The organism is Bradyrhizobium oligotrophicum S58, from assembly GCF_000344805.1.
GTDB lineage: Bacteria > Pseudomonadota > Alphaproteobacteria > Rhizobiales > Xanthobacteraceae > Bradyrhizobium > Bradyrhizobium oligotrophicum.
The window spans coordinates 1590794-1611847 of record NC_020453.1 but is presented as its reverse complement, the minus strand read 5'-3'; the positions used below and the strand labels follow the sequence as shown (position 1 = coordinate 1611847).

Sequence of the window (21054 nt, the reverse complement as noted above, 5' to 3'; positions counted from 1 at the left end):
CTGCGATTTTTGCTCGTTAGACGTTGCAAGATTTTGTTATGATCGTCGCGGCGCGACGGCGATGCCGCCGGTTTGCAGGCCGCTGGACTGTTGTTTCTGGTTCGAAGAATCCTCCGCAAATGTGCGAAACGTTCGACGGACGAGAATTGCGTGGCAGAGAATGACAACCAGGATTCGGCCGTCGCTTTCGGGCCATTTCGGCTATTTCCGAAATCGCGGCTGCTGGAGAAGGACGGCGCTCCGCTTCACCTCGGCGGCCGCGCGCTCGATATCCTGATCTGTCTTGCTGAACGGGCCGGTGAAGTCGTCGACAAGCGCGAGCTCGTCAAGCGGGTGTGGGCCGACGTGAATGTGGACGAGGGCAGCCTGCGGTTCCACATCGCCGCACTGCGCAAGGCGCTTGGCGAGGGCAATGAAGGCTCCCGCTACGTCGTCAACGTGCCCGGACGCGGCTATTGTTTCGCCGTGCCGCTGTCGCGGACTGCTCCCTCGGAGGGTCGATCGACCGAGATCGCCTCGTCGGTCCGCCTCCTTCCGGCCCCCCTCACCAGGATGATCGGGCGGGACGATGCGGTTGAAAAGATCACGTCCGAGCTCTCCCTGCATCGGTTCGTCACGATTGTCGGTCCGGGCGGCATCGGCAAGACCTCGGTCGCTCTGGCCGTCGCGCACCGCCACCTCGCAGCATTCGACGGCCAGGTCAGCTTCGTCGATTTCGGCGCGGTGAGCGATGCAAGGCTGGTGCCCGGCAGCATCGCCAGTGCACTTGGCCTGACCGTCAATTCCGAGGATCCGATACCGGGACTGTTGACGTTCCTGCGCAGCCGGCAAATGCTGCTGGTGTTCGACAGCTGCGAGCACCTCCTCGACGAGCTCGCGCCATTGACCGAACGCCTGGTTCGCGAGGCGCCGAACCTGCACGTCATGGCGACGAGTCGCGAATCCCTGCGCTCAGAGGGCGAGCGCGTCTATCGGCTGTTCCCGTTGGATTGTCCGCCACAACAGGACGGACTTGGCGTCGCCGATATCCTCGCCTATCCAGCGAGCCAGCTCTTCGTCGAGCGAATTGCCGAGAGCCTCAGCGAATTCGAGCTGAGCGATGACGAGGCGCCTCTCGTTGCCGACATATGCCGGCGCCTCGACGGCATCGCGCTGGCGATCGAACTCGCCGCGGGCCGGGTCAACGCCTACGGAATTGCCGGGACTGCCGAGCTTCTCGACAGCCGCTTCTCGCTGTTGTGGCGCGGGCGGCGCACCGCGATCCCCCGGCACCAGACGCTGAGCGCGGCGCTCAGCTGGAGCTACGACCTGTTGCCGCCGGTCGAAAGTGCCGTGCTGCGCGGCCTGTCGGTGTTCGTCGGCCCGTTCACGCTGGAGGCCGCGCTTGCCGTCGCATCATGCCAGGGCATCGACGAGCCGGCGGGCATGGAAGCGATCTCGAACCTGCTCTCCAAATCTCTGATTGCCACGTCGCCCGCGCAGCGGCGGCTCCGGTATCGACTGCTCGACACCACCCGCGCCTTCGTGGCGGACAAGCTCGTCGAGAGCGGGGAAGCGCCTCGGGTCGCGCGCGCTCACGCCGAATATTTCCGCGACTTCCTGCTCGATATCTCCCTCAAGTCCAACGGCCTGCAAAGCGCCGGCGGATTCCTGCCCTATGCAGATCACCTGCCCAACGTGCGGGCCGCACTGGCCTGGGGCTTCTCCGACGAAGGCGACTGGGTCATCGGCGTCGATCTGGCCGCTTCAGCGGCCCAGTTCTTCCTCGAGCTGACGCTGCTGACGGAGTGCTACCGCTGGACCCAGCAGGCGCTGGCGGCGCTCGACGCGGCTCCTGCGGACGCACGGCAGGAGATGACACTTCAGGCCGCGCTCGGCGTCTCCGTGATGTTCACGCAGGGCAACACCGAAGCGGTTCGGTCGGCCTTCACACGAAGCCTGCATCTCGCCCAGGAGCTCGACGACCTGCATTGGCAGCTATGGCTGTTGCGCGGACTGCACATTTACCTGACCCGCGTCGGGGATTTTCACGGGGCGCTCGAAGTCAGCGAGCAGGGCGAGAACGTGGCCAGCCGGCTGAACGACCCGACGAGCACGCTGAACGTCGAATGGATGCTTGGCGTGGCACATCACCTGATCGGCAATCAGGACAAGGCCGTTCAGTTCTGTGAAAGCGCGATGGTGCACAACCCGGGCTCGCAGCGGCTGAATATCGGGCATCTCGGCTATGACGACCGCATCGTCGCGCTGGTCGCGCTGGCGCGCGGCCTCTGGCTCACAGGCCGGCCCGATCGCGCCATAGAGGCGGCCCGATACACCGTTCGCGAGGCAGAGCAGCTCGAACAGCCGCTGACGCTCGGTATTGCGCTGATCTGGACGATCTACGTGTTTCTGTGGGTGGGCGACTGCGCCAGCGCCGAGAGCATGATCGAGCGGCTGATCGATCATGCCGCGCGGCACTTCCTCGGCCCTTACCACGCGGTCGGCATCGGCCAGAAGGGCCTGCTTCTCCTGCAGCGCGGCGACGTCGACGACGCCGTCGAGCACCTGCGCCGCAGCCAGGCCACGTTGTATGCGACGCGGCACCGGATCATGACGACAGTGTTCGCGACGGCGCTCGCGGAGGGACTGACGTCCCAAGGCAGGCCCGAGGAAGCTCTGGGCACGATCGACGAGGCGATCGCCCAGATCGGCGACCACGGCGAATCCTTCGACATGCCGGAGATGCTGCGGGTCAGGGGGGACATCCTCGCCCAATTGGGGCACGACGCGGAGGCCGAGACCTGCCTCGAAAGCTCGCTGGCGCTGTCGCGCCGGCAATGCGCCCTCGCCTGGGAGCTGCGCGGAGCCCTGAGCCTCGGCCGCATCTGGCAGCGGACCGGACGCGTCGGCGAGGCAAGCCGCATGCTGGCGCCGCTCGTGGCACACTATCAGGAAGGGGTCGCGAGCCGCGATCTGGCCCGCGCGAAGGATTTCCTCGGCGCCCTCGATTAAGGGCACCTTCTTACGTCATTCCGTCGCGTCCAGCCCTTGCAACTCCTAACAATTTCTAACACGCCAAGCCGCCCATGCCCCGCCATGGTGGGTCCGCTTTCCGGTGGATACGACACGACATGGCTCTTCTTGACGATGTAATCGACGCGAACGGCGGCATCGCGCGCTGGAACAGCCTGAGCCGGTTCACACTGCATCTTTCCGTTGGCGGGACGCTGTTCTCGAGCGCAGGACATGCCCGCGAATTCAAGGACGTCATCGCGGAGGGATCGACACGAACCCAATCGGTCCGCTTCACCGGCATCACCGGCGGCGAACAGTCGGGCGCGTTTCAGCCGGACGCGATCACGATCGAAAGCGTCGATGGCGAGGTCTTGCAGACCTGGAGCAACCCCGACACGTTTGACGCCAGCCCGCAGGTTCTCGCGGACGAACTGCATCTGATCTTCTTTTGCGGCGTCATGATCTGGAACTATCTGACCACGCCCTTTCTCCTCGCCCGTTCCGATGTTGTCGTCGAGGAACTGCCTTCCTGGGAGGAAGGCATCGAAACCTGGCGGCGCCTGCGTGCGCAGTTACCGCCCAAACTTGTCACCTTTGCGGGCGAGCAGATCTTTTACTTCGACGAGAATGCCCTGCAGCGGCGGACCGATCACGATTGCCTGGGCATGAAAGTCGCGCACTACTCCTGGGCCCATGAGAGCTTCGACGGCATCGTCGTGCCAACCCTTCGTCGTTCGCAGATGCGTCAACCTGACGGAACGGTGAACGCCAAGCCCGTTCTGATCGACGTCGAGATCTTCGACGCGTCTTTCGAGTAGCGGTCGCAAGCCACGAGTGCAGGACACCCGCTCTCAACGTCTAACACGACATAACGAGCCAACGGCCCGACATCGGTGCAGACTCAACGACATCGCAGAGCTCATTGAAACAACCTGAAACGACGAAGACAGGAGAAAAGCATGTCCGACAAGATAAATCATGGTCGACGTCGCTTCTTTGGCAGTGCAGTCATGACGCTGGCGGCCGCACAACTTTCGCTGAGCGCTACGGCCAACGCGGAGATCGGCCAGTCGGCGAAAGCCGGGTCAACCGTCAAGCCAGGAAGCAATCCGTCGTTCGGCGCGCTGAAGCAGATCAATGCCGGCCTCCTCGATATCGGTTACGCTGAGGCTGGTCCCGCCAACGGATCGCCCGTGATTCTCCTGCACGGCTGGCCCTACGACATCTACAGCTTCGTCGATGTCGCGCCCATCCTTGCGTCGGCGGGCTATCGCGTGATCGTGCCTTATCTGCGCGGCTACGGGACGACGCGCTTCCTGTCCGACGCAACCATCCGGAACGGACAGCCTTCCGCCATCGCGACCGACATCATCGCCCTGATGGATGCCCTCAAGATCGAGAAGGCGACGGTCGCCGGCTTCGACTGGGGCGCGCGAACCGCCAACATCATGGCGGCGCTGTGGCCCGAGCGCTGCAAGGCCATGGTCTCGGTCAGCGGCTATCTCATCGGCAGCCAGCAAGCCGGGAAGATGCCGTTGCCGCCGAAGGCGGAACTTCAGTGGTGGTATCAATTCTATTTCGCGACCGAACGCGGTCGCGACGGCTATGACAGGTACCGGCGCGAGTTCTCGAAGCTGATCTGGCAGCTCGCTTCACCGCAGTGGCACTTTGATGACGCGACCTTCGAGCGCAGCGCAGCGGCTTTCGACAATCCGGATCACGTCGCGATCGTGATCCACAATTATCGTTGGCGCCTCGGGCTCGCCGAGGGCGAAGCGAAGTACGACGACGAGGAGCGGCGGCTGGCGCAATCTCCCGTCATCGGCGTGCCCACGATAACCATGGAAGGCGACGCCAACGGCGCGCCGCATCCCGAGCCGTCGGCCTATGCAAAGATGTTCTCGGGGAAATACGCGCACCGCACCGTCAAGGGCGGAATCGGACACAACCTGCCGCAGGAGGCTCCCAAGGCCTTTGCCGATGCGATCATCGACGTCGCCGCCGGCGTGTAGCCGGCGGAGGGGTTGGTTCGCTAGCAAAGGGATAGACGATATCATGCGCAGAACGATCGTGATTGCGATACTGGCCGCCGCTATCCTCCTGGCGCTGATCCAGTTTGGTCCGCCGCTGTTGTTCGGATGAACGCAATTTACCCCGGAGAGAAGCCTCATGGGACGCGTGCTTTCGGTGAATGTCGGCTTGCCTCGCGACATCCCCTGGCAAGGCAAGACGGTCCACACCGGCATTTGGAAGGCGCCGGTGAGCGGACCGCGCAAGGTCCGCCGCCTCAACATCGATGGCGACGGACAGGGCGATCTGGCGGGCCACGGCGGCGAGCACCGGGCCGTGTTGGTTTATCAGCATGAGTCCTACCAATACTGGCAGAAGCAGTTGGGTCGCTCCGACCTCACTTACGGACAGTTCGGCGAGAACCTCACTGTCGACGGCCTGCCGGACGCCGAGGTGTGCATCGGAGACCGCTACCGGATCGGAAGCGCTCTGTTCGAGGTGACGCAGCCTCGGGTGACGTGTTACCGGGTCGGCATCCGCATGAACGAGCCGGACATGGCCGCACTGCTGGTGAAGCACGGCCGGCCCGGCTTCTACCTTCGTGTTCTCAAGGAAGGGGACGTCGAAGCCGGTGACGAGATCGCGCTGGTCGCTTCCGGACCCGAGCGCATGAGTGTGTCCGAGATCGATGCGCTGCTTTATCTGCCCGGTCACCCCCGCGAACAGCTGCAGCGCGCACTGCGCATTCCAGCGCTGAGCATCGGTTGGCGCCGTTCCTTCGAGGCACTGCTCACCCAAGAGGACAAGGGCGGTGCGGCATCGGGAAACGCCGGACTTGGTCCGGCGTCCGGCCCATCCCCGGCATGGTCCGGGTTTCGCTCTTTCCGCGTGGGCCGCATGGTACACGAAAGCGACGATGTGACCTCGCTGCTGCTCGCGCCCGCCGATGGTCAGCCTGTCGCCACCGCCCTTCCCGGACAGTTCGTGGTGTTGCGCCTCGGAACGTCGTCCGAGACCGCGCTGATGCGCAGCTATTCGCTGTCGGGACAGCCGAGCGCCGCGGTCTATCGCGTCAGCGTCAAACGAGAGCCGCATGGTGCGGCCGGCACCTACATCGATACGCACCTCCGTGCCGGCGACCTCGTGCAGGCAAGCGCAGCGCGTGGAAGCTTCACGCTGCGCCCGGGTGACGCGCCCGTTGTTCTCCTGAGTGCAGGAATTGGCGTGACGCCGGTGCTGGCGATGCTCCACGCGCTGTCGGCCGAAGCTTCGACGCGCGACGTCTGGTGGTTGCACGGAACCCGAAACGGCCGCGAGCATGCGTTTGCCGCCGAGAGCCGCGAGCTGCTCGCGACGCTTGCGCATCATCACAGCTATATCTGCTACAGCGCGCCAGAACCTGGGGATCGACCGAAGTTGGATTTCGACGCCGAAGGACGGCTGAACACGCAGGCCCTCGCCGAGATCGGCATTCCCCGCGATGGCGACTTCTACATCTGCGGTCCGTCGACCTTCATGAGCGCCTTGACAGCCGGCCTCTCGACGCTCGACGTATCGCCAGAGCGCATTCATACCGAGCTGTTCGGCGCCGGCCCGTCGATTTCACCGGGCATTGCCGCATCGCCGCGCAAGGCGCCGCACCTGCCGGCAGGACCGGCCGGCACAGGACCCATGGTGTCGTTCGCCCGGAGCGGTCTCAATGTTCACTGGGACCCCCGCTCCAAGACATTGCTGGAGTTGGCGGAGGCCTGTGACGTGCCTGTGCGGTGGTCATGTCGAGCCGGGGTGTGCCACACCTGCGAGACCGGACTGGTGGGAGGGGCGGTCGGCTATCAGCCGGCTCCCGTTGATGCACCGACGGAGGGGAACGTGCTGATCTGCTGCGCCCATCCTGAGGGTGACATCGTGATCGATCTGTAATAGCCGCGGGCTGCGGCTTCACGAAATCGTGGAGGAGTGGTTGAGATGCGATCCGACATGACGCCAGGAGCGACGTTTCCGGACTACGAGCTCAGCGACCACACAGGGAAGCATCGAAAGCTCTCCGAGTTGCAGGGGCAGGAACCGATGGTGGTCGTGCTCGGCCGCGGCGGCTTCTGTCCAAAAGACCGGCGACAGGCCGAGGGATTGCTTGAGCTTCACCGTGAGATGGAGGTCGGCTATTGCAGGCTGGTCACGATCACGACCGATAACATTACCCAGACGTACGAATATCGCAGCGGCGTCGGAGCGCACTGGCCCTTTCTGTCCGACACCCGGCGGATCGTACAGAAGGACCTCGACATCGCCGAGTATACTGATCCCGTCCATAACCCGATGATTCCTCATGTCGTGGTGCTGGAGCCGGGCCGTGTCATTCACAAGATCTACAACGGCTACTGGTTCTTCGGACGTCCCACCGTCGAAGAACTCCGGCAGGACCTGCGAGCCGTCAGCAGGAAATGCAGACCGGACTGGGACATCACCACGCCGGAACTGAGAGTCGCATGGCAGCAGGGTCGAAAGGACCTGTTCTACCCGTACGGCGGAGCCTCCGCCCTGCCCCGGGACGAACAGGATTGAGCGGGCCGCGAGAGCCGCACGCCTCCCCGGATTTCAACGCTTCATCAGAAGTCCTCAGCGGCGCTTAACGACGACCATTTCCGAGCCTGGGACCTGTCGGTGCAAAAAGCAACGATGGGGTCTGGCTGCTCCTGACGCTGATCCAACGTCGTGACGGGTACAGCCACACCAGATGCCGCCCGCGCGCGCATCAATTTCTCAACGCCGGCTCGGCAAACTTGAGCTACCTCAAGGCACATTCTGTGGAGTCCCGGAAGGTGCCGCCGTAGCCGAACAGCTGTCGTTCGGATGTCGATGGCCCCAAGAATGGCTCGGTATCAAGATGACGATGAAGATCCTGGCGGACGCCGAATCTGCGCTCAAGGAGGTCGAGTCCGATAGCAACAGGTTGCGATCAAAGGAGCTTCGCAAGGCGATCCAGCAGCAAATCGACGAGCAACGAGAGGCCATCAAGGCGCTGCGCCGGCTCTACAACTAGCCACTAGCGACGCTTGCTGTAGCCGCAGCTTGCTATCGTAACAGCGCGCCACCACAGTTGATCTCGGCGGTGGATGCAGCCGGTATCGAAAGCCCCGTGCTTGAAAGCATAGGCGTTGCGCGCAAGCGTGCGATCCGGCAGCAGAGGTAAAGCCAGCGCACCCGCCGTCCCATCCATGAAAGTGCGACGGTCGAGCACGTCGCGGCCATCGTATCCCGCCAAAATGCTTATCGCCGCGCCTCCGAAGCTCGCCTCGATTGACTGCGGTCTGGCTCTAGCCGGCGGACGATTGTGATCGGCGACTGCTCTCGAACAGGAACCAGACCCGGCCTTCGGCTTCGTCGATCCACGGCTCGAGCAGGCTGGCGCTCGCGACGTCCCGGTGCTCCTCGCAGAGCTGGTGGGCCTCCCGCATCCGGGCGATCAGCTGCATGTTGTCGTCGCGCAACTCCGCGAGCATGTCGAGCGGCGTCACGTACTCCGCATCGTTGTCGATGACCCGCTGCAAGCGCGAGACATGCCCGATGGATTTGATGGTCGTTCCGCCGACCTTGCGCACGCGCTCCGCGATGGCGTCCGTCGTAGCGAGGACTTGAGCACTTTGATCATCCAGCATCAGGTGATCTTCGCGGAAGTGCGGCCCCGACGCATGCCAATGGAAGTTCTTGGTCTTCAGGTAAAGCGCCAGCATGTCCGCCAGCAGCGCGGTCAACGCGCCCGAGACGTCGCGCACAGCATTTGCCCCGAGGCCGCTTGGCGTCTGCAGCGGTGCGGCTCGGCGCTTCTTCGTTTCCACAGCATCCATCTTCGATCCCTTCCAGTTTCTGTCCACTACTCCGCGATGTCGATCGTCTCACACCTGACGACAAGGGTATTGGACGAACGTGCGATGCCTTGGCCGATATCATTCCGGTATTGTAAACCGCACCGTTTGACGGTCGATTACGCGGTGGATCGGGTCCGCCAATTCGAACAGCACGCGGTGCGGGCCCGGAGCAAGGCCCACGAGGACAACCGTTTCGCCGGATGCGTCGATGAAGTGCCAGGTCGCGTCGTCCACCGTGACGTGCACGTGTCCAGCCCTCGGCGACACGTCCAGGGCTCCGGCACCGAAGACCGGCAGCACACGCAGGTTCTCCGTTCTATATTGGATGAAGACCTTTCCCGCTGGGAGAGGACCGGCGAGCGGCGGATCCACAATCAGCCTGGGAGGCGGTTCATCATCGAGGGCAAGCAAAGCCGACGGACCGCGAACATCGCGAGCCGTCGCGGCGTCGAGAGTCACCGACGGCACGTTGCCGGCGGGCCTGGCGTCCGTGTCGAAAGAGGCGTCCATGTTCGATTTCCTTGCGTTAGCTAAAGTGATCCAGCGCGCCGAAAGGCCGCTTACGTCCTGCATCTGCAGGCGCAGTGCCGACTTGGTGCTGCGCCTCCGATGAACTACCGCGTATGCCGCTCGTCAGGAGGCCGGCAGTTTCCGTTCGAGAAAGCTGCGGATCAACGGAACCATCTCATCGGCCTTGTCCTCGAGTGCGAAGTGGCCGCTGTCGATCAGATGCAATTCGGCATCTGGCAGGTCGCGCAGATACGGACCGGCGCCATCTGCCGGGAAGATGAAGTCGTTCTTTCCCCAGACGATCAGGGTCGGCGGCTTGCGCTCCCGGAAGAACGCCTGAAACTGCGGATAGAGCGGAACGTTCGACCCGTAGTCGTGGAACAGGTCGAGTTGAATATCCATGTTGCCCGGCCGGTCCAGCAAGGTCTGGTCGTGCAGGATATTGTCCGGATCGATCCGGCTGACGTCGCTCATTCCGTCGGTGTACTGGAATTTCGTCGTCTCCAGCTTCATCAGCACTTCCAGCGCTTTGCGGTGCGCCGGCGATCCGTCGGCCCAGTAGGCCTTGATCGGATCCCAGAACTTCTTGAGCCCCTCCTCGTAGGCATTGCCGTTCTGGATGATCAGCGCGCTCACCCGTTCCGGATGCTTCAGCGCGAGCCGGTAGCCGACCGGGGCGCCGTAGTCCATCACGTACATCGCGTAGCGCTTCACCTCGAGCTTGCCCAGCAGACCGTCCGTCAGGTCGGCGAAGTGAGCGAACGTATAGGCGAACGTCTTGTGGTCGGGAGCTGCGCTCTGGCCGAAGCCCGGATAATCCGGCGCGATCACATGATAGCGGGACGCCAGTTGAGGAATCAGGTTGCGGAACATGTGTGACGACGTCGGGAATCCGTGAAGGAGCAAGATGACCGGAGCATCCGCAGGCCCGGCTTCTCGATAGAAGATATCGATGTCGTCGATCTTTACTGTCCGATAGTGAGTAACCGGAATGGGGCTCGCGTCCATTGCCTGCGCCGGTCCGGACACCATCGTCGGGATCGGCGAGAGCGCAGCTACGGACGCGGCAAGAGCCGCGATCTTGATATATCGTGTCAATCTGATCATGTCTGCTTCTCCGGGATGTTGCGCCTGTGCGACCGCCGACAGGCAACGCGATCGTCGCGCCATCTGCATTTGCCGGCCGATGCCGGAGAGACTATCCGCGAGGATCGATCTGCTCTTGCCTGCGACTCTTTCCGATTGTCTGTTCTTGCCGTCCGCGCGAAGGCGACGAGTTCAGATGATGCCGGCATCGCTTGAGGTGAGCACGACGCGTCCGAAATGGATCTCGCCACGCTGACGAATTGAATGAGACGATCTGGACAGCTCAGCATCATTCCGGGAACGCTGTCGGCGCCCTAGGGGCAATCGAGTCTCAAGGCGCAAGTCGGGTGAAGACGAAGTCGTGTTCTTTGACCCCCGCGGCGTGGCAGCCAAAGCAGGTTTGATGTTGAGCCTCGTCGACCGGGCGGCCATCGATGAAGCGACCGAAGCCCCAGCCACCGGTCGAGCGGTATCGTATCGAGTCCTTGACCATGACCTGGACCGTCGTGGCGGGCCCGGGTACGAACGCAGGTTCGAACTCCGTCGACTGGACGTGCTTCCACGCCAGCTTGACCAGGATCGCCCCGTCCGGAAACGGCAGCGTTCCGGCCCGATAGGCCTCGATCGCCGCCGCGTTACCGACAATGCCCCGGAGCTCGTCCAACCCGGTTTCGTGCGCCACCCCGACCAACTCCCAATGGCGGTAGTCCGGCGGAATTCCAACGCCGAAGATCGGCGACAGCGCGAGCTCCCCGGGCGCCGCGCTGGATCGCAGGAAGACGGCGCCCGCGGTCGCCGCAATCAAAATGGCGAGCCTTGCCGCCCGGTTCATCGCATGTCCCATCGTCGTGCCGCCGAACTGCCGATGACCTTATGAATGCGAGGGGCTCCGCATCGACGCGATCCTTGTGCGGCGTGCAGAGCCCGTGCGGAGCTTCTTCGACAACGTGCCGTCGGGCGCCGGCGCATGAGCCGCTAGCCTTGAATGAACGATAGCAGCTCGGCGTTGACTCGGTCCTTGAGGGTCGTGCACATGCCATGCGGTGCGCCCTCGTAGACGACGAGCTTCGCGTCCTTGATGATCTTGGACGACAGCAGCGCCGAGGCGCCGATCGGAACGATCTGGTCGTCGTCCCCGTGCAGGACCAGAGTGGGGACGTCGAACCGCTTGAGGTCCTCCGTCAGGTCTGTTTCCGAGAACGCCTTGATGCAGAAATAGGACGCCGGAAAGCCGGCCATCATGCCCTGCAGCCAGAAGGACTCACGGACTCCCTCCGAGATCTTCGCTCCGGATCGGTTGTAGCCATAGAACGGCAGGCTCAAGTCCTTGAAGAACTTCGATCGGTCGGCGGCCACGTTCGCGCGAAGCTCGTCGAACGCGGCGATCGGCAGGCCGCCGGGATTCGCTTCGGTCTTGAGCATCAGCGGCGGAATGGCGCCTATCAGAATGGCCTTCGCCACCCGGCCCGTCCCGTGCCGACCGATATATCGGGTCACCTCGCCGCCGCCGGTGGAATGCCCGACATGGATCGCATGCTTCAGATCCAGTTTATCGACGAGCGTCGCCAGATCGTCGGCATAGGTGCTGAGATCGTTGCCCTGCCAAGGCTGGCTCGAACGGCCATGCCCGCGCCGATCGAGAGCAATGCAACGATAGCCACGCGAGGCGAGGAAGAACATCTGGTCTTCGAAGGCGTCCGCGCTCAGCGGCCATCCGTGACTGAACACGATCGGCCGACCCGAACCCCAATCGTTATAGTAGATCGTCGTACCGTCCTTCGTCGTGATTGTGCTCATGTCCGCTCCTGTCGAGTTTTGTCGGGATCATCGACGAAAAGCCGCCGGGACCCGAGTTGCCTTACAACTGACGCATCATTGAGCGAACGAACTACAGCTTCTTTTCGTATTCTCTGCTCCTTGTGACGAAAGCATTTCTTTGCGCCGACGCACTTACCTTTCCTGCGCACGCTTCCAGGCGGCGGGGCTCGTCTTGACCATGCGTGAAAATACGCGCGTGAAATGGCTTTGATCGGCGAAGCCGGCATTGAGCGCGATTTCGCTGAGCGGTTGATCGCTGTTGAGCATCAATTCCTTCGATCGTTCGACCCGTTGAGATAGCAGCCATCGATGTGGCGGACAGCCCACCGTCCGTCGAAATGCCTGACTGAAGTGACTGCATGACAGGCGGCACGCCTGCGCGAGATCCGGCAACGTCACATTGCCATTCAAGTCTGCAAGCAGCATCTCCTTTGCCCGACGCTCCTGCCATGGAGAAAGGCCGCCTCGGGCGATTTGCGGGCGCGCGTCAGACGATCCATATGTTTTGAGCAAATGCGCCGTCAGCGCTCTCCAGGCGTGGTCAAGAAAGATCTTGCTCGCCTGTTCGGGACGCATCAGAGCGGGCAGAAGCGCCATCGCAACGTTCGTCACGACGGAGTCCGATCTTGTCTCCACGATGGGACAATGGAGTGTCCCCGCACCCCGCGAGCCCTGCCCCTCGGCGACCTCGTCGAGAGCCGATTGAGGTAGGTAGAAATTGGCAACCTGGAATGAGCTCTGAATATCTGCCTGCCAAGTGTGTCGCATGTCGCTGATGTGAATTGTGCCTGCCGCGAGCGGAGGACTGGCGCAATGCCTCTCGTCGCTCCACACGTCGTATGAGGCGAGTTCATCCAGGTGCACGCAGACCGCATAGCCCGCTTTCCTGGCTTGCGATTCCGTGGAGCCATGTCCGGCCAGGCGTCTTGAAATGTGTGAGATCACTACCTCGTCTTCGCCGGCCGGAACGACCAGTTGTCTGAAGAGATCAACGCGGTCCAAGGACGTCTGGGCTATCACAGCGCCTCCACGATTCGGAGGCGTGCGGCGCGTCTTGACAGATCCAAACGCGTGCGCCGGCCAACCTGGGCTTGCGGCGGCGGTCTGATCGAGGACGCTCATATCAGGCTCCCCGAATCGGTGGGGACGGCGATCTCGATGCGCGCGCGGGCCGGCTTGATGCAGCGATGCCAGCACGGTCGCTGCGACGGCAGCCGCCAGCTTGAAAACCGGCAAGCGCCCCCCTCTGGGGATCCTTCAACTCTTGCATATGTGGATACTCTCGTGTTGGTCGCTCGGCACTTGCAAGGTACAATTCCTGAGCAAGTCCGGGGGTTAGAACATCCGAGAGGCGTGTTAGAATGCTCAAAGACAGGTGTTAGATTGTGTGAGGGGTCTCCTTCGGGACGGTAGACCGCCCGGGTTCCCCGTCAAGGCGCAGCGCGCCTGGCGCAATCACTGAGCAATTTCCTGGCGCTGATGAAATCAGGGCGACCGAAGCCTTCGGTGCGGCTTTCCAGGACGTTCTCCAAGAGTTCCACGGACGACTCGAACTTTCCCTGCGAGCACCACAGGCTGGCCAAGCTCGTCGCCGTTCGCAGCTCCCACGCACGGGCTCCGCATGCCTTCGCGGCTTCGAGGGATTGAATGAAAAGCCCCTCCGCCCTGGGCATGTCTTTCATGGTTTCGGCCAAGAACACGTGACCTTTGATGCGAAGAAGCTCGGCGGCATTGAACATGTCTCCATTTCGCGCCACCGTAGCAAGTGCGTCGTCCGCCGCGTCAAGCGCTTCTCTCGCTTGATCCGCCATCAGCAATCCTTCCGCCAACGCACTCTTGAAGGCTGTCGTCATCAGTTCATAGCGATGCGCTCGCGTCTCGATGAGGGCGTATCTCAGCATCGGCAGCCCCGCCTGGTGGTCACCTCGCATGACAGCGAGATAGCCTCGCACGCCAATTCCGGCCGCCTCATAGGCGACTATTGCGCGATTGCGCGCGTGATCGATCAGTCGCTCGATGCTCTGCTCCGCGTTTTCCCAATCTCCGTTCCAGAGATAGACTGAAACAGCCCAGATCAGCGCGATGCAGAGCGTAAGCGGATGATTCAACTTGCCGGCCTCAATCGAGACCTGCCGAGCCAATTTGGTCGCCCGGTCGGCGTATCCAAGGAGCCAGAGCGTACGCGCCAGGCAGATTCCAGCGCGGTTGCGATAGTCAAGACCAAGACGGAGTGAATCGACATGCTTTGAAGCGGGTACGTGCCTGACAGCCGATTCCAGGTACCCACGCGCCTTCTCGAGATCCTCCATGAGATGATGCGAGACACCCAGAAGGGAGCTTGCAGCCGCCAGCGCCCCCTGGTCATTCATCTTCAGTGCAACGGCCTCACTGCGTTCGGCATATTTGAGAGCCTCGCGAAAATTTCCGGTTCTGTAGTGAAACAGATGAAGGCGACCGATCAATTGCAGTTGACTTGGCAAATCCCCCAAGTCCTCGGCCACTTCAAGTCCCCTTTCGAGTGATGTCCTGGCCTGCTGATTATTGCCTTGAGAAAACATGAGCGAGAGGCCAAGCGCCGCCTGCAAGGTCACCTCTCGAGACGTCCCCCGGCTCGACTCATCCAGACTGACCATCGCCAGCTCCGTCCAGCGGCGACATTCCGTGACCAACGACGACTCAAGCAGCAGTGGAGCAGTCGCAGCGGTCAGTGCAATAGCGATCGACTTTTCGGTCTGAAGAAAGCTCCACTCCAATGCTGCACGTATGTTGCCGAGGTGAGGGTCGTAAGCGGAGGCCCCGTCACGACCTGCCTCGGTCAGCCGAACACTCTCGTGCTGTTCGGCCCACCTCAGATAAAATATGGCATGTCGCTGGAAGACGCCGTTGTCGTCGTCATGATCGATGAGCTTCGACAAGGCGTATGCGCGCGTGGTGTCGAGCAGACGATAGCGCGCCTCCGATGTCCCTGAAGCGACCGCTATCAGCGACTTGTCGACGAGGCTTGCGACGGCCTCGAACGCGAGCTCCTCGCTGAGATCATCCGGCCCGACCACGGCAACGACGGCTCGCATCGAGAAAAACCCGACAAAGACAGATGACCGCCGAAGCACAAGCGATTCGTTGTCGGAGAGCAGACCGTAACTCCAATCCAGCGCAGCTGTCAGCGTCTGGTGACGCTGCAAAGCCGTGCGCCGCCCCTGGCCCAGCAGCCTGAACCGGTCATCGAGCAGAGCAGCCGTTCCTTTGACCCCGAAGGCGATCACCCGGCTTGCAGCGATTTCAATCGCCAGTGCTATTCCATCCAATCGTCGGCAGATTTCCCCGACGATCGGAGCATCATCATCGTTCAGTTCGAATGATGACCCACTCGCGAGAACGCGATCCAGGAACAATTGCGCCGCCGGAAACGCAAGCACGTCCGAGACTGTCTGCACATTCACGGGCGGATTCTCCAATGACGGCAGTTGGAAGACATATTCTCCCTCCACCCGCAGCGCCTCGCGGCTCGTCGCGAGAATTCGCACCTTCGGTGCGTGCTGAAAAATATGCTCGGCGAGTGCCGCCGCCGAGGTGATGACGTGCTCGCAACTGTCGAGGATCAGCAACATGTTCTTGTCGCGGATAAAGCTGATGATGGCCGGCGTCGGATCATCGGATTGAACCATGAGACCGAGCGTCGACGCCACGGCCGTCGGCACGAGCATGGGATCGTTCAGGGGCCCCAAGTCGAAGAAGGCCACGGCGCTGGCGACCTGCGGGTTCCTCTGATGCGCAGCAGCTATGGCCACCGTCGTCTTGCCGATCCCGCCTGGTCCAACAATGGTGACGAAGCGATCCTTGAGGAGCATCCCGCAGACTTTTTCGACCACTTCGTCGCGACCGATCATCCGGCTGAGACGCGGTGGCAGGCCATAGTTCGTCTCGACAGCCCGACTGCGATCGTCCGCCTCTGCGCTCATCCGATATGATACGGGACAGACGAAACTGTACCCTTTGCCCGGCACCGTGGCGACAAATCTGGCGCCGGCTTCTCCGTCGCCCAGGACCTTGCGCAACACGCCGATGTGAAATCGCAGGCTGCCGGCATCGACGGTCACGTCCGGCCAGACACGCGCCATCAGATCATGTTTGTCGACGACGCTGCCCGCCTGCTGCAGAAGCACAAGAAGAATATCCAGCGCGCGCGGCGGCAGGTGGACCGGCGTCGCACCCTTTCTCAGAGACCGCTCACTCACCCGGAGTATGAACGAGCCGAACGACACTTCATCCCCCTGCGGCAACGAATCCTGAGGAATCATCCGGCATGTCCCGCTAAGGCGCCAACGGCCAATTCTTGAGATGTCTGCTTGTCAAAATCAGAGACACAAACGATCACAGATCCATCCTACGCGATCGACCTGCGACACTTTGCAACCGATCGCTCGCTTGTTGCCCCGAAAGGGACAAGCCTCCCTTGCCGCGCGTTGCGCGGGCTTTTTTGCATCGTTTGCGTCTGCGAGTGAGCGAAACGTACAAAGCCGAGGAGGTTCATTCAAGTACCCGCCATCGAATTCGCCCCAGATGTCCGGACGAACCCTGCGGATCATCGGAGGCCAAGATGAGCCAAGTGTCACAATTGACAAGACGGCGCTTTTGTTTGTGTTGCGTGGCATCGGCTACGTTCGCATCCGGTGGAGGGTGGCTGACGCCTCGGGCCGCGTATGCCGAAGCGAGGAACATCGTGGACATGATCCGCGCGGACGCGGCCACGGCATCGATCAAGGTCCACAAATTGCGCGGTGGCGTCAGCGTCCTCGAGGGGTCCGGCGGCAGTGTCGGCGTGCTCAGTGGGCCGGACGGCAAGGTCATGATCGACGCCGGAATCACAGCGTCGAAGCCTAGAATGCTGGAAGCGCTGGCCAGTCTTGGAAGCGAGCCCGTTCGGCATCTCATCAACACGCATTGGCATTTCGACCACGCCGATGGCAACGAGTGGGTTCAGGCCCAGGGCGCCGCGATTACGGCTCACGAGAACACGCAAAAACACTTGAAGACGATGCAGCGCGTCGAGGACTGGAACTTCGATTTCCCGGCCCTGGCGCCGAGCGCCATTCCGACGGACGTATTTTCCGAGCGGAAACAGCTGACGGTGAATCGGTCCACGATCGAACTTCAGTATTATGGGCCTGCTCACACCGACAGCGACATCTCGGTCCACTTCGTGGAAGCCGATATTCTGCATGTCGCGGACACCTTCTGGAACGGGATCTACCCGTTCATCGACTACTCGACCGGCGGAAGCATCGACGGCATGATCCGCGCCGCGGACGCGAATCTGGCGAAGGCCAGTGACAAGACGATCGTGATCGCGGGACACGGCGCCCCGGTCAGCAATCGCGCCGAGCTACAGGAGTATCGCGACATGCTGGTCGCCATCCGCGACAACGTCGCGAGGCTCAAGAAGCAGGAGAAGACGCTCGATGCGGTGGTCGCTGCCAGGCCGACGGCGGCCTTCGACGGGAAGTGGGGCCAGTTCGTGATCACGCCGGCCCTGTTCACCAAGCTGGTCTATGAGGGCGTCTAGTTCGACAGGCCGAAGTCGGCAACCCGTCACAGGGAGCACTGACATGAGCGACCCACAGCAGGAAACGGTTGTTGCCGTTGGCACCACGACGGCGAATGCCCGTCTTGGCGTGGGGTCCTGGACCATCATCGTGATCCTGGTCGCGCTGCTGGGAGCATCAGGCTTCGTCGCCTATCTCGGCTGGACACTTGGAAGCGGCGCTGACGTGACGACCGCAGGCTATGTCGCGATGGCTCTGGGCGTGGTCGTTTCACTGGCCGTCGGGTTCGGGCTCATGGGCCTGGTGTTCTACAGCAGCCGCCGCGGCTACGACGAGCCTGCGGTGTTTATCACCACGGAGGGAGGCTCCGACTCCTCCGTCGAGAACGCCGGCGACAACAAATGATCCGCAACTTCCGGGATCATGCCGCGAACGAGCGCACCTTCCTGGCCTGGATAAGGACGGCAATCGCCGTCATGGCATTCGGAGTCCTGATCGAAAGATTCGATCTGATGCTGGAGGCAGCCGGCTTGGCCGCCGGCGTTGCCACACCGCGTGCGCCGGAGCGCGAACTCGCCAACATCGCGGGAACCTCGGCGATCGCGGTGGGGACGCTCCTGTTCGTCCTCGCGACCGTTCGCTTCCTGCGCAACGCGACCATGATCGACAGCGACGAGGAGCGCCGGATCCCGGGCTCACGCATGGACATCGTGCTGGGCGGGCTCCTCAGTGTGATGGGAATTGCGCTGCTGGTATACTTGTCCCACGTCTGATGCAGCGGGGTCAGCCTCGATCGACATCGCGGCGGTGTTCACCGCGCCGACGCCGCGGTGCTGCTAGTTCTCCGACGTGACCTCGGCCGCAATGCCCTGGAGTAGCTTCGTCATCGCTTCGGCAGCGGCCTTGGCGTCGGGGCCCGCGGCGTGCCTGCCGGCGATCCACGCCGGATCATTGTACGACAGCCACGTGATGCCATTTGCATCCTGCCAGACCAGCGCCTTCAGCGGCAGGTCGATGCCCGCGGTCTGGGCCGCCTGCATCACCGGTGTTCCGCCCTTGGCATTCCCGAAGATCAACAGGTCGGTCGGGCGCAGCGACAGATCGACCGCCGCGGCGCCGGCCGCGTGATCGACCTGCGCGAAGATGGTCAGGCCTCGCCTGGACACGGCGGCCTCGAGCCGCGCCATGGTCTCCTTCGGCGCGTAGTGGCTCTTCTGACTGATCAATCCTTCGGCGGCCATGGCGTCTGCTCCTGAGAGGCGGGCTGAAAACAACACGATTGTTGCTGCGAGCAAGAGAAGTCGCGAGCGGCGGATTTGCGAGTTTGTCGCGTGCGCCATGGCGGACCTACTTCCTGCTGCCGCTGAATTCCGGTTCCGGGATGAAGCCGTCCCGGTTGGGCATCCGAATGTCAGGCAGGGAGTGGTTGTCGAGCTGGCCCTCCGCAGGCAGGATCCCGTTGAGGCTGAGAATGTAGGCGGCCACCGCGTAGGTGTCGTCGACGCTGAGCGATCCAGGCGCCTGATAGGGCATCGCCCTGTGGATGTAGTCGAACAGGGTCGTGGCGTACGGCCAGAAGCTTCCCACCGTTTTCACGGGCGTGGCCGAGGCCAGTGTCCCCTGCCCGCCGGCGAGCCGATCCTTGATGCCGCCAACGCCATTGTCGCCGTGGCACGCCGCACAGTTCTCTGCAAAGATCTGCTTGCCTCGGGCCACCGTGCCGCTGCCCCGCGGCAGGCCTTTGCCGTCAGGCCGAACGTCGATGTCCCACAGCGCGATTTCATCGGGGGTCGCGGGGCGACCAAAATCCGAGGCCCCTGCGGAGGAGACCAGCGCAAACGCCATCGCGCCCGAGAACAGCGCCATTCTACGACAGGACATTTTGAACCCCTCCCGCCTGGTCGATGCTCCAGGTCTGCTGGGCGTTGTAATGAAACAGGGCGTTGGTCCCCATCGTGGCGATGAAGGAGTCCCGGTCGGGCTGCACATTGCCCTTGTCGTCGGTGGAGCGGCTGACGATCTTCGTCGGCCTGCCGTCCCAGATCCAATCCATCTGGAAGCGTGTCTGGGCTTTCGGCAGAGCTGGAAGGTTCAGTTGCGCGTCCTGCCAGGTCTTCGCGCCGTCGGTGCTGATCTCCACCCTGGCGATCCTGCCGTGGCCGCTCCAGGCCAGTCCCGAAATGCGATTGTATCCCGGCCGGATCTGCATGGTGCCCGAGGGCTGCGTGATGACCGAGTTGGTCTCCATCCGCAGCTGGAATTGCCTGGCCTTCCCGTTGGCGAGAAGTTGCGTGTAGCGTGCCGTCTCCCAGCGGGTCATCCAGGGCTGGTCGCCGAATTTCAGGCGGCGCAGCCATTTGATGTTCAGATTGCCCTCCATGCCGGGCAGGATCAGCCGGATCGGAAAACCGTGCGCGGGCCTGATCGGCTCGCCGTTCTGCCCGTAGGCTATGATCGCCTCATCGACGATCTCTGGGGTGAGCGGAATGCTGCGGGCCACGCCGGCGGCGTCTCCGCCCTCGGCGAGCATCCAGGTGGCAGCCGTCTCCTTCTCGACAAGGCCAAGAATGAACTTCAGCGGCACGCCCGTCCATTCGCTGGTGCTGACCAGCCCATGCGTGTTCTGAACGGTGAGATTGCCGTCGGCCTTCTTCCAATTCTCCCAGCCATTGCCGGTGCACTCGAGAAAGGCCATGCGGGAGATGGCCGGCATCGCCTTCAAGTCCTCGACGGAGAACACCAGTTGTTTGCGGACCATCCCGTGCACGAGCAGCCGGTGCTTGGACGGGTCGAGGTCGGGCGCGCCAGAATGACTGCGCTCGTAGTGCAGGTCGGACGGCGTGATGGCGCCCACGAGCTTCTGCAACGGCGCTTTCGAGTTGATGGCGTCGGCGGGATCGACGTTGCGGCGCCCTGGACCCGCCTCGGGGATCCGACCGATCTGCACGTATGTCGACCGTGCGCTGAGCGCGCCCAGATCGGCTCCCGGCTCGCGCGCCGGCACGTCCGCGAGCGTTTCTGCCGACGCGCTCCCCGCGGCCGCGCTCCCAACGATGCCCGTCGTCGTGGCCGCGAGGAATTTCCTGCGATTCCACGCGACGTCACTTCCGCGTCGTTCCGACATGCCGTTGTCCCTTCACTCTGGAGCGAGCCGGGATCCGCTGTATCCTGTCCCGGTGCTTCCACGTTGGCCTTGAACGGAAATCGCCTGAGGGAAAGATTCC

At 62.7% G+C, this 21054-nt stretch carries 19 protein-coding genes; 9 read left to right on the top strand and 10 right to left on the bottom strand.

Annotated elements, in window-relative coordinates; all coding sequences use genetic code 11:
- Positions 1-150 precede the first annotated feature (150 nt).
- The 6 genes from S58_RS06995 (at position 151) to S58_RS37320 (ending at position 8047) form a co-directional block, all read left to right on the top strand.
- Entirely contained in the window at positions 151-2994 is a 2844-nt protein-coding gene (locus tag S58_RS06995; protein WP_015664563.1) for an ATP-binding protein, read from the top strand.
- A 119-nt stretch (positions 2995-3113) separates the two neighbouring features.
- On the top strand, positions 3114-3815 hold the full coding sequence (locus S58_RS06990; protein ID WP_015664562.1) for a hypothetical protein: 702 nt from the start codon (positions 3114-3116) through the stop codon (positions 3813-3815).
- 141 nt (positions 3816-3956) lie between these two features.
- Positions 3957-5009 (top strand): alpha/beta fold hydrolase, encoded by a 1053-nt coding sequence (locus S58_RS06985; RefSeq protein ID WP_015664561.1) that lies wholly within the window; start codon positions 3957-3959, stop codon positions 5007-5009.
- A 157-nt stretch (positions 5010-5166) separates the two neighbouring features.
- Positions 5167-6927: an MOSC and FAD-binding oxidoreductase domain-containing protein gene (locus S58_RS06980; protein ID WP_015664560.1), complete on the top strand. Its 1761-nt coding sequence runs from the start codon at positions 5167-5169 to the stop codon at positions 6925-6927.
- Between the two features lie 45 nt (positions 6928-6972).
- A complete protein-coding gene (locus S58_RS06975; protein WP_015664559.1) occupies positions 6973-7569 on the top strand; it encodes a redoxin domain-containing protein in 597 nt (198 codons plus the stop codon).
- A 172-nt stretch (positions 7570-7741) separates the two neighbouring features.
- Positions 7742-8047, top strand: a complete 306-nt coding sequence (locus S58_RS37320; RefSeq protein ID WP_144058261.1) for a hypothetical protein — start codon at positions 7742-7744, stop codon at positions 8045-8047.
- A gap of 274 nt (positions 8048-8321) precedes the next feature.
- Here the strand turns inward: S58_RS37320 and S58_RS06970 are convergent, their stop codons facing one another.
- The 7 genes from S58_RS06970 to S58_RS06940 all read right to left on the bottom strand — a co-directional run bounded on the left by S58_RS06970 (position 8322) and on the right by S58_RS06940 (position 16585).
- Positions 8322-8852 carry a Dps family protein gene (locus tag S58_RS06970; RefSeq protein ID WP_042338905.1) on the bottom strand — a complete coding sequence of 177 codons (531 nt, stop codon included), beginning with the start codon at positions 8850-8852 and terminating at the stop codon, positions 8322-8324.
- 99 nt (positions 8853-8951) lie between these two features.
- Positions 8952-9383 carry a DUF6130 family protein gene (locus S58_RS06965; RefSeq protein ID WP_015664555.1) on the bottom strand — a complete coding sequence of 144 codons (432 nt, stop codon included), beginning with the start codon at positions 9381-9383 and terminating at the stop codon, positions 8952-8954.
- Positions 9384-9506: 123 nt separating this feature from the next.
- On the bottom strand, positions 9507-10415 hold the full coding sequence (locus tag S58_RS06960) for an alpha/beta fold hydrolase (protein ID WP_377811991.1): 909 nt from the start codon (positions 10413-10415) through the stop codon (positions 9507-9509).
- Between the two features lie 385 nt (positions 10416-10800).
- Positions 10801-11301 (bottom strand): cytochrome P460 family protein, encoded by a 501-nt coding sequence (locus S58_RS06955; RefSeq protein ID WP_144058260.1) that lies wholly within the window; start codon positions 11299-11301, stop codon positions 10801-10803.
- A 143-nt stretch (positions 11302-11444) separates the two neighbouring features.
- On the bottom strand, positions 11445-12266 hold the full coding sequence (locus S58_RS06950) for an alpha/beta fold hydrolase (RefSeq protein WP_015664552.1): 822 nt from the start codon (positions 12264-12266) through the stop codon (positions 11445-11447).
- A gap of 153 nt (positions 12267-12419) precedes the next feature.
- A complete protein-coding gene (locus S58_RS06945; RefSeq protein ID WP_015664551.1) occupies positions 12420-13409 on the bottom strand; it encodes a helix-turn-helix domain-containing protein in 990 nt (329 codons plus the stop codon).
- A gap of 308 nt (positions 13410-13717) precedes the next feature.
- Positions 13718-16585 (bottom strand): ATP-binding protein, encoded by a 2868-nt coding sequence (locus S58_RS06940; protein WP_042338901.1) that lies wholly within the window; start codon positions 16583-16585, stop codon positions 13718-13720.
- A gap of 299 nt (positions 16586-16884) precedes the next feature.
- Between S58_RS06940 and S58_RS06935 the strand changes: the two genes are divergently transcribed.
- Genes S58_RS06935 through S58_RS06925 form a run of 3 tightly spaced genes read left to right on the top strand, consistent with a single transcriptional unit; the run spans position 16885 to position 18603 of the window.
- Positions 16885-17850 (top strand): MBL fold metallo-hydrolase, encoded by a 966-nt coding sequence (locus S58_RS06935; protein WP_042338898.1) that lies wholly within the window; start codon positions 16885-16887, stop codon positions 17848-17850.
- A 43-nt stretch (positions 17851-17893) separates the two neighbouring features.
- Positions 17894-18235: a hypothetical protein gene (locus S58_RS06930; RefSeq protein WP_015664548.1), complete on the top strand. Its 342-nt coding sequence runs from the start codon at positions 17894-17896 to the stop codon at positions 18233-18235.
- The gene (locus S58_RS06925) at positions 18232-18603 is read left to right on the top strand and encodes a YidH family protein (RefSeq protein ID WP_015664547.1); all 372 of its coding nucleotides are present in this window, start codon (positions 18232-18234) and stop codon (positions 18601-18603) included. The genes S58_RS06930 and S58_RS06925 overlap by 4 nt, the downstream gene beginning before the upstream one ends.
- 63 nt (positions 18604-18666) lie before the next feature.
- On the opposite strand, the gene S58_RS06920 is transcribed toward S58_RS06925, so the two are convergent.
- The 3 genes from S58_RS06920 to soxC form a co-directional block, all read right to left on the bottom strand.
- Positions 18667-19071, bottom strand: coding sequence for a DUF302 domain-containing protein (locus S58_RS06920; RefSeq protein ID WP_015664546.1), 405 nt, complete (start codon positions 19069-19071; stop codon positions 18667-18669).
- A gap of 106 nt (positions 19072-19177) precedes the next feature.
- Positions 19178-19696 carry a c-type cytochrome gene (locus S58_RS06915; protein WP_015664545.1) on the bottom strand — a complete coding sequence of 173 codons (519 nt, stop codon included), beginning with the start codon at positions 19694-19696 and terminating at the stop codon, positions 19178-19180.
- A 1-nt stretch (position 19697) separates the two neighbouring features.
- Complete coding sequence (gene soxC / locus S58_RS06910; protein ID WP_015664544.1) at positions 19698-20954, bottom strand: sulfite dehydrogenase; 1257 nt, start codon at positions 20952-20954, stop codon at positions 19698-19700.
- Between the last annotated feature and the right edge of the window lie 100 nt (positions 20955-21054).

Bases quoted from the DNA above. Each gene is read 5' to 3' on its own strand.
- S58_RS06990 (WP_015664562.1), top strand. From the start codon at position 3,114: ATGGCTCTTCTTGACGATGTAATCGACGCGAACGGCGGCATCGCGCGC.
- S58_RS06985 (WP_015664561.1), top strand. From the start codon at position 3,957: ATGTCCGACAAGATAAATCATGGTCGACGTCGCTTCTTTGGCAGTGCA.
- S58_RS06980 (WP_015664560.1), top strand. From the start codon at position 5,167: ATGGGACGCGTGCTTTCGGTGAATGTCGGCTTGCCTCGCGACATCCCC.
- S58_RS06975 (WP_015664559.1), top strand. From the start codon at position 6,973: ATGCGATCCGACATGACGCCAGGAGCGACGTTTCCGGACTACGAGCTC.
- S58_RS37320 (WP_144058261.1), top strand. From the start codon at position 7,742: ATGCCGCCCGCGCGCGCATCAATTTCTCAACGCCGGCTCGGCAAACTT.
- S58_RS06970 (WP_042338905.1), bottom strand. From the start codon at position 8,852: ATGGATGCTGTGGAAACGAAGAAGCGCCGAGCCGCACCGCTGCAGACG.
- S58_RS06965 (WP_015664555.1), bottom strand. From the start codon at position 9,383: ATGGACGCCTCTTTCGACACGGACGCCAGGCCCGCCGGCAACGTGCCG.
- S58_RS06960 (WP_377811991.1), bottom strand. From the start codon at position 10,415: ATGGTGTCCGGACCGGCGCAGGCAATGGACGCGAGCCCCATTCCGGTT.
- S58_RS06955 (WP_144058260.1), bottom strand. From the start codon at position 11,301: ATGAACCGGGCGGCAAGGCTCGCCATTTTGATTGCGGCGACCGCGGGC.
- S58_RS06950 (WP_015664552.1), bottom strand. From the start codon at position 12,266: ATGAGCACAATCACGACGAAGGACGGTACGACGATCTACTATAACGAT.
- S58_RS06945 (WP_015664551.1), bottom strand. From the start codon at position 13,409: ATGAGCGTCCTCGATCAGACCGCCGCCGCAAGCCCAGGTTGGCCGGCG.
- S58_RS06940 (WP_042338901.1), bottom strand. From the start codon at position 16,585: ATGATTCCTCAGGATTCGTTGCCGCAGGGGGATGAAGTGTCGTTCGGC.
- S58_RS06935 (WP_042338898.1), top strand. From the start codon at position 16,885: ATGAGCCAAGTGTCACAATTGACAAGACGGCGCTTTTGTTTGTGTTGC.
- S58_RS06930 (WP_015664548.1), top strand. From the start codon at position 17,894: ATGAGCGACCCACAGCAGGAAACGGTTGTTGCCGTTGGCACCACGACG.
- S58_RS06925 (WP_015664547.1), top strand. From the start codon at position 18,232: ATGATCCGCAACTTCCGGGATCATGCCGCGAACGAGCGCACCTTCCTG.
- S58_RS06920 (WP_015664546.1), bottom strand. From the start codon at position 19,071: ATGGCCGCCGAAGGATTGATCAGTCAGAAGAGCCACTACGCGCCGAAG.
- S58_RS06915 (WP_015664545.1), bottom strand. From the start codon at position 19,696: ATGGCGCTGTTCTCGGGCGCGATGGCGTTTGCGCTGGTCTCCTCCGCA.
- soxC (WP_015664544.1), bottom strand. From the start codon at position 20,954: ATGTCGGAACGACGCGGAAGTGACGTCGCGTGGAATCGCAGGAAATTC.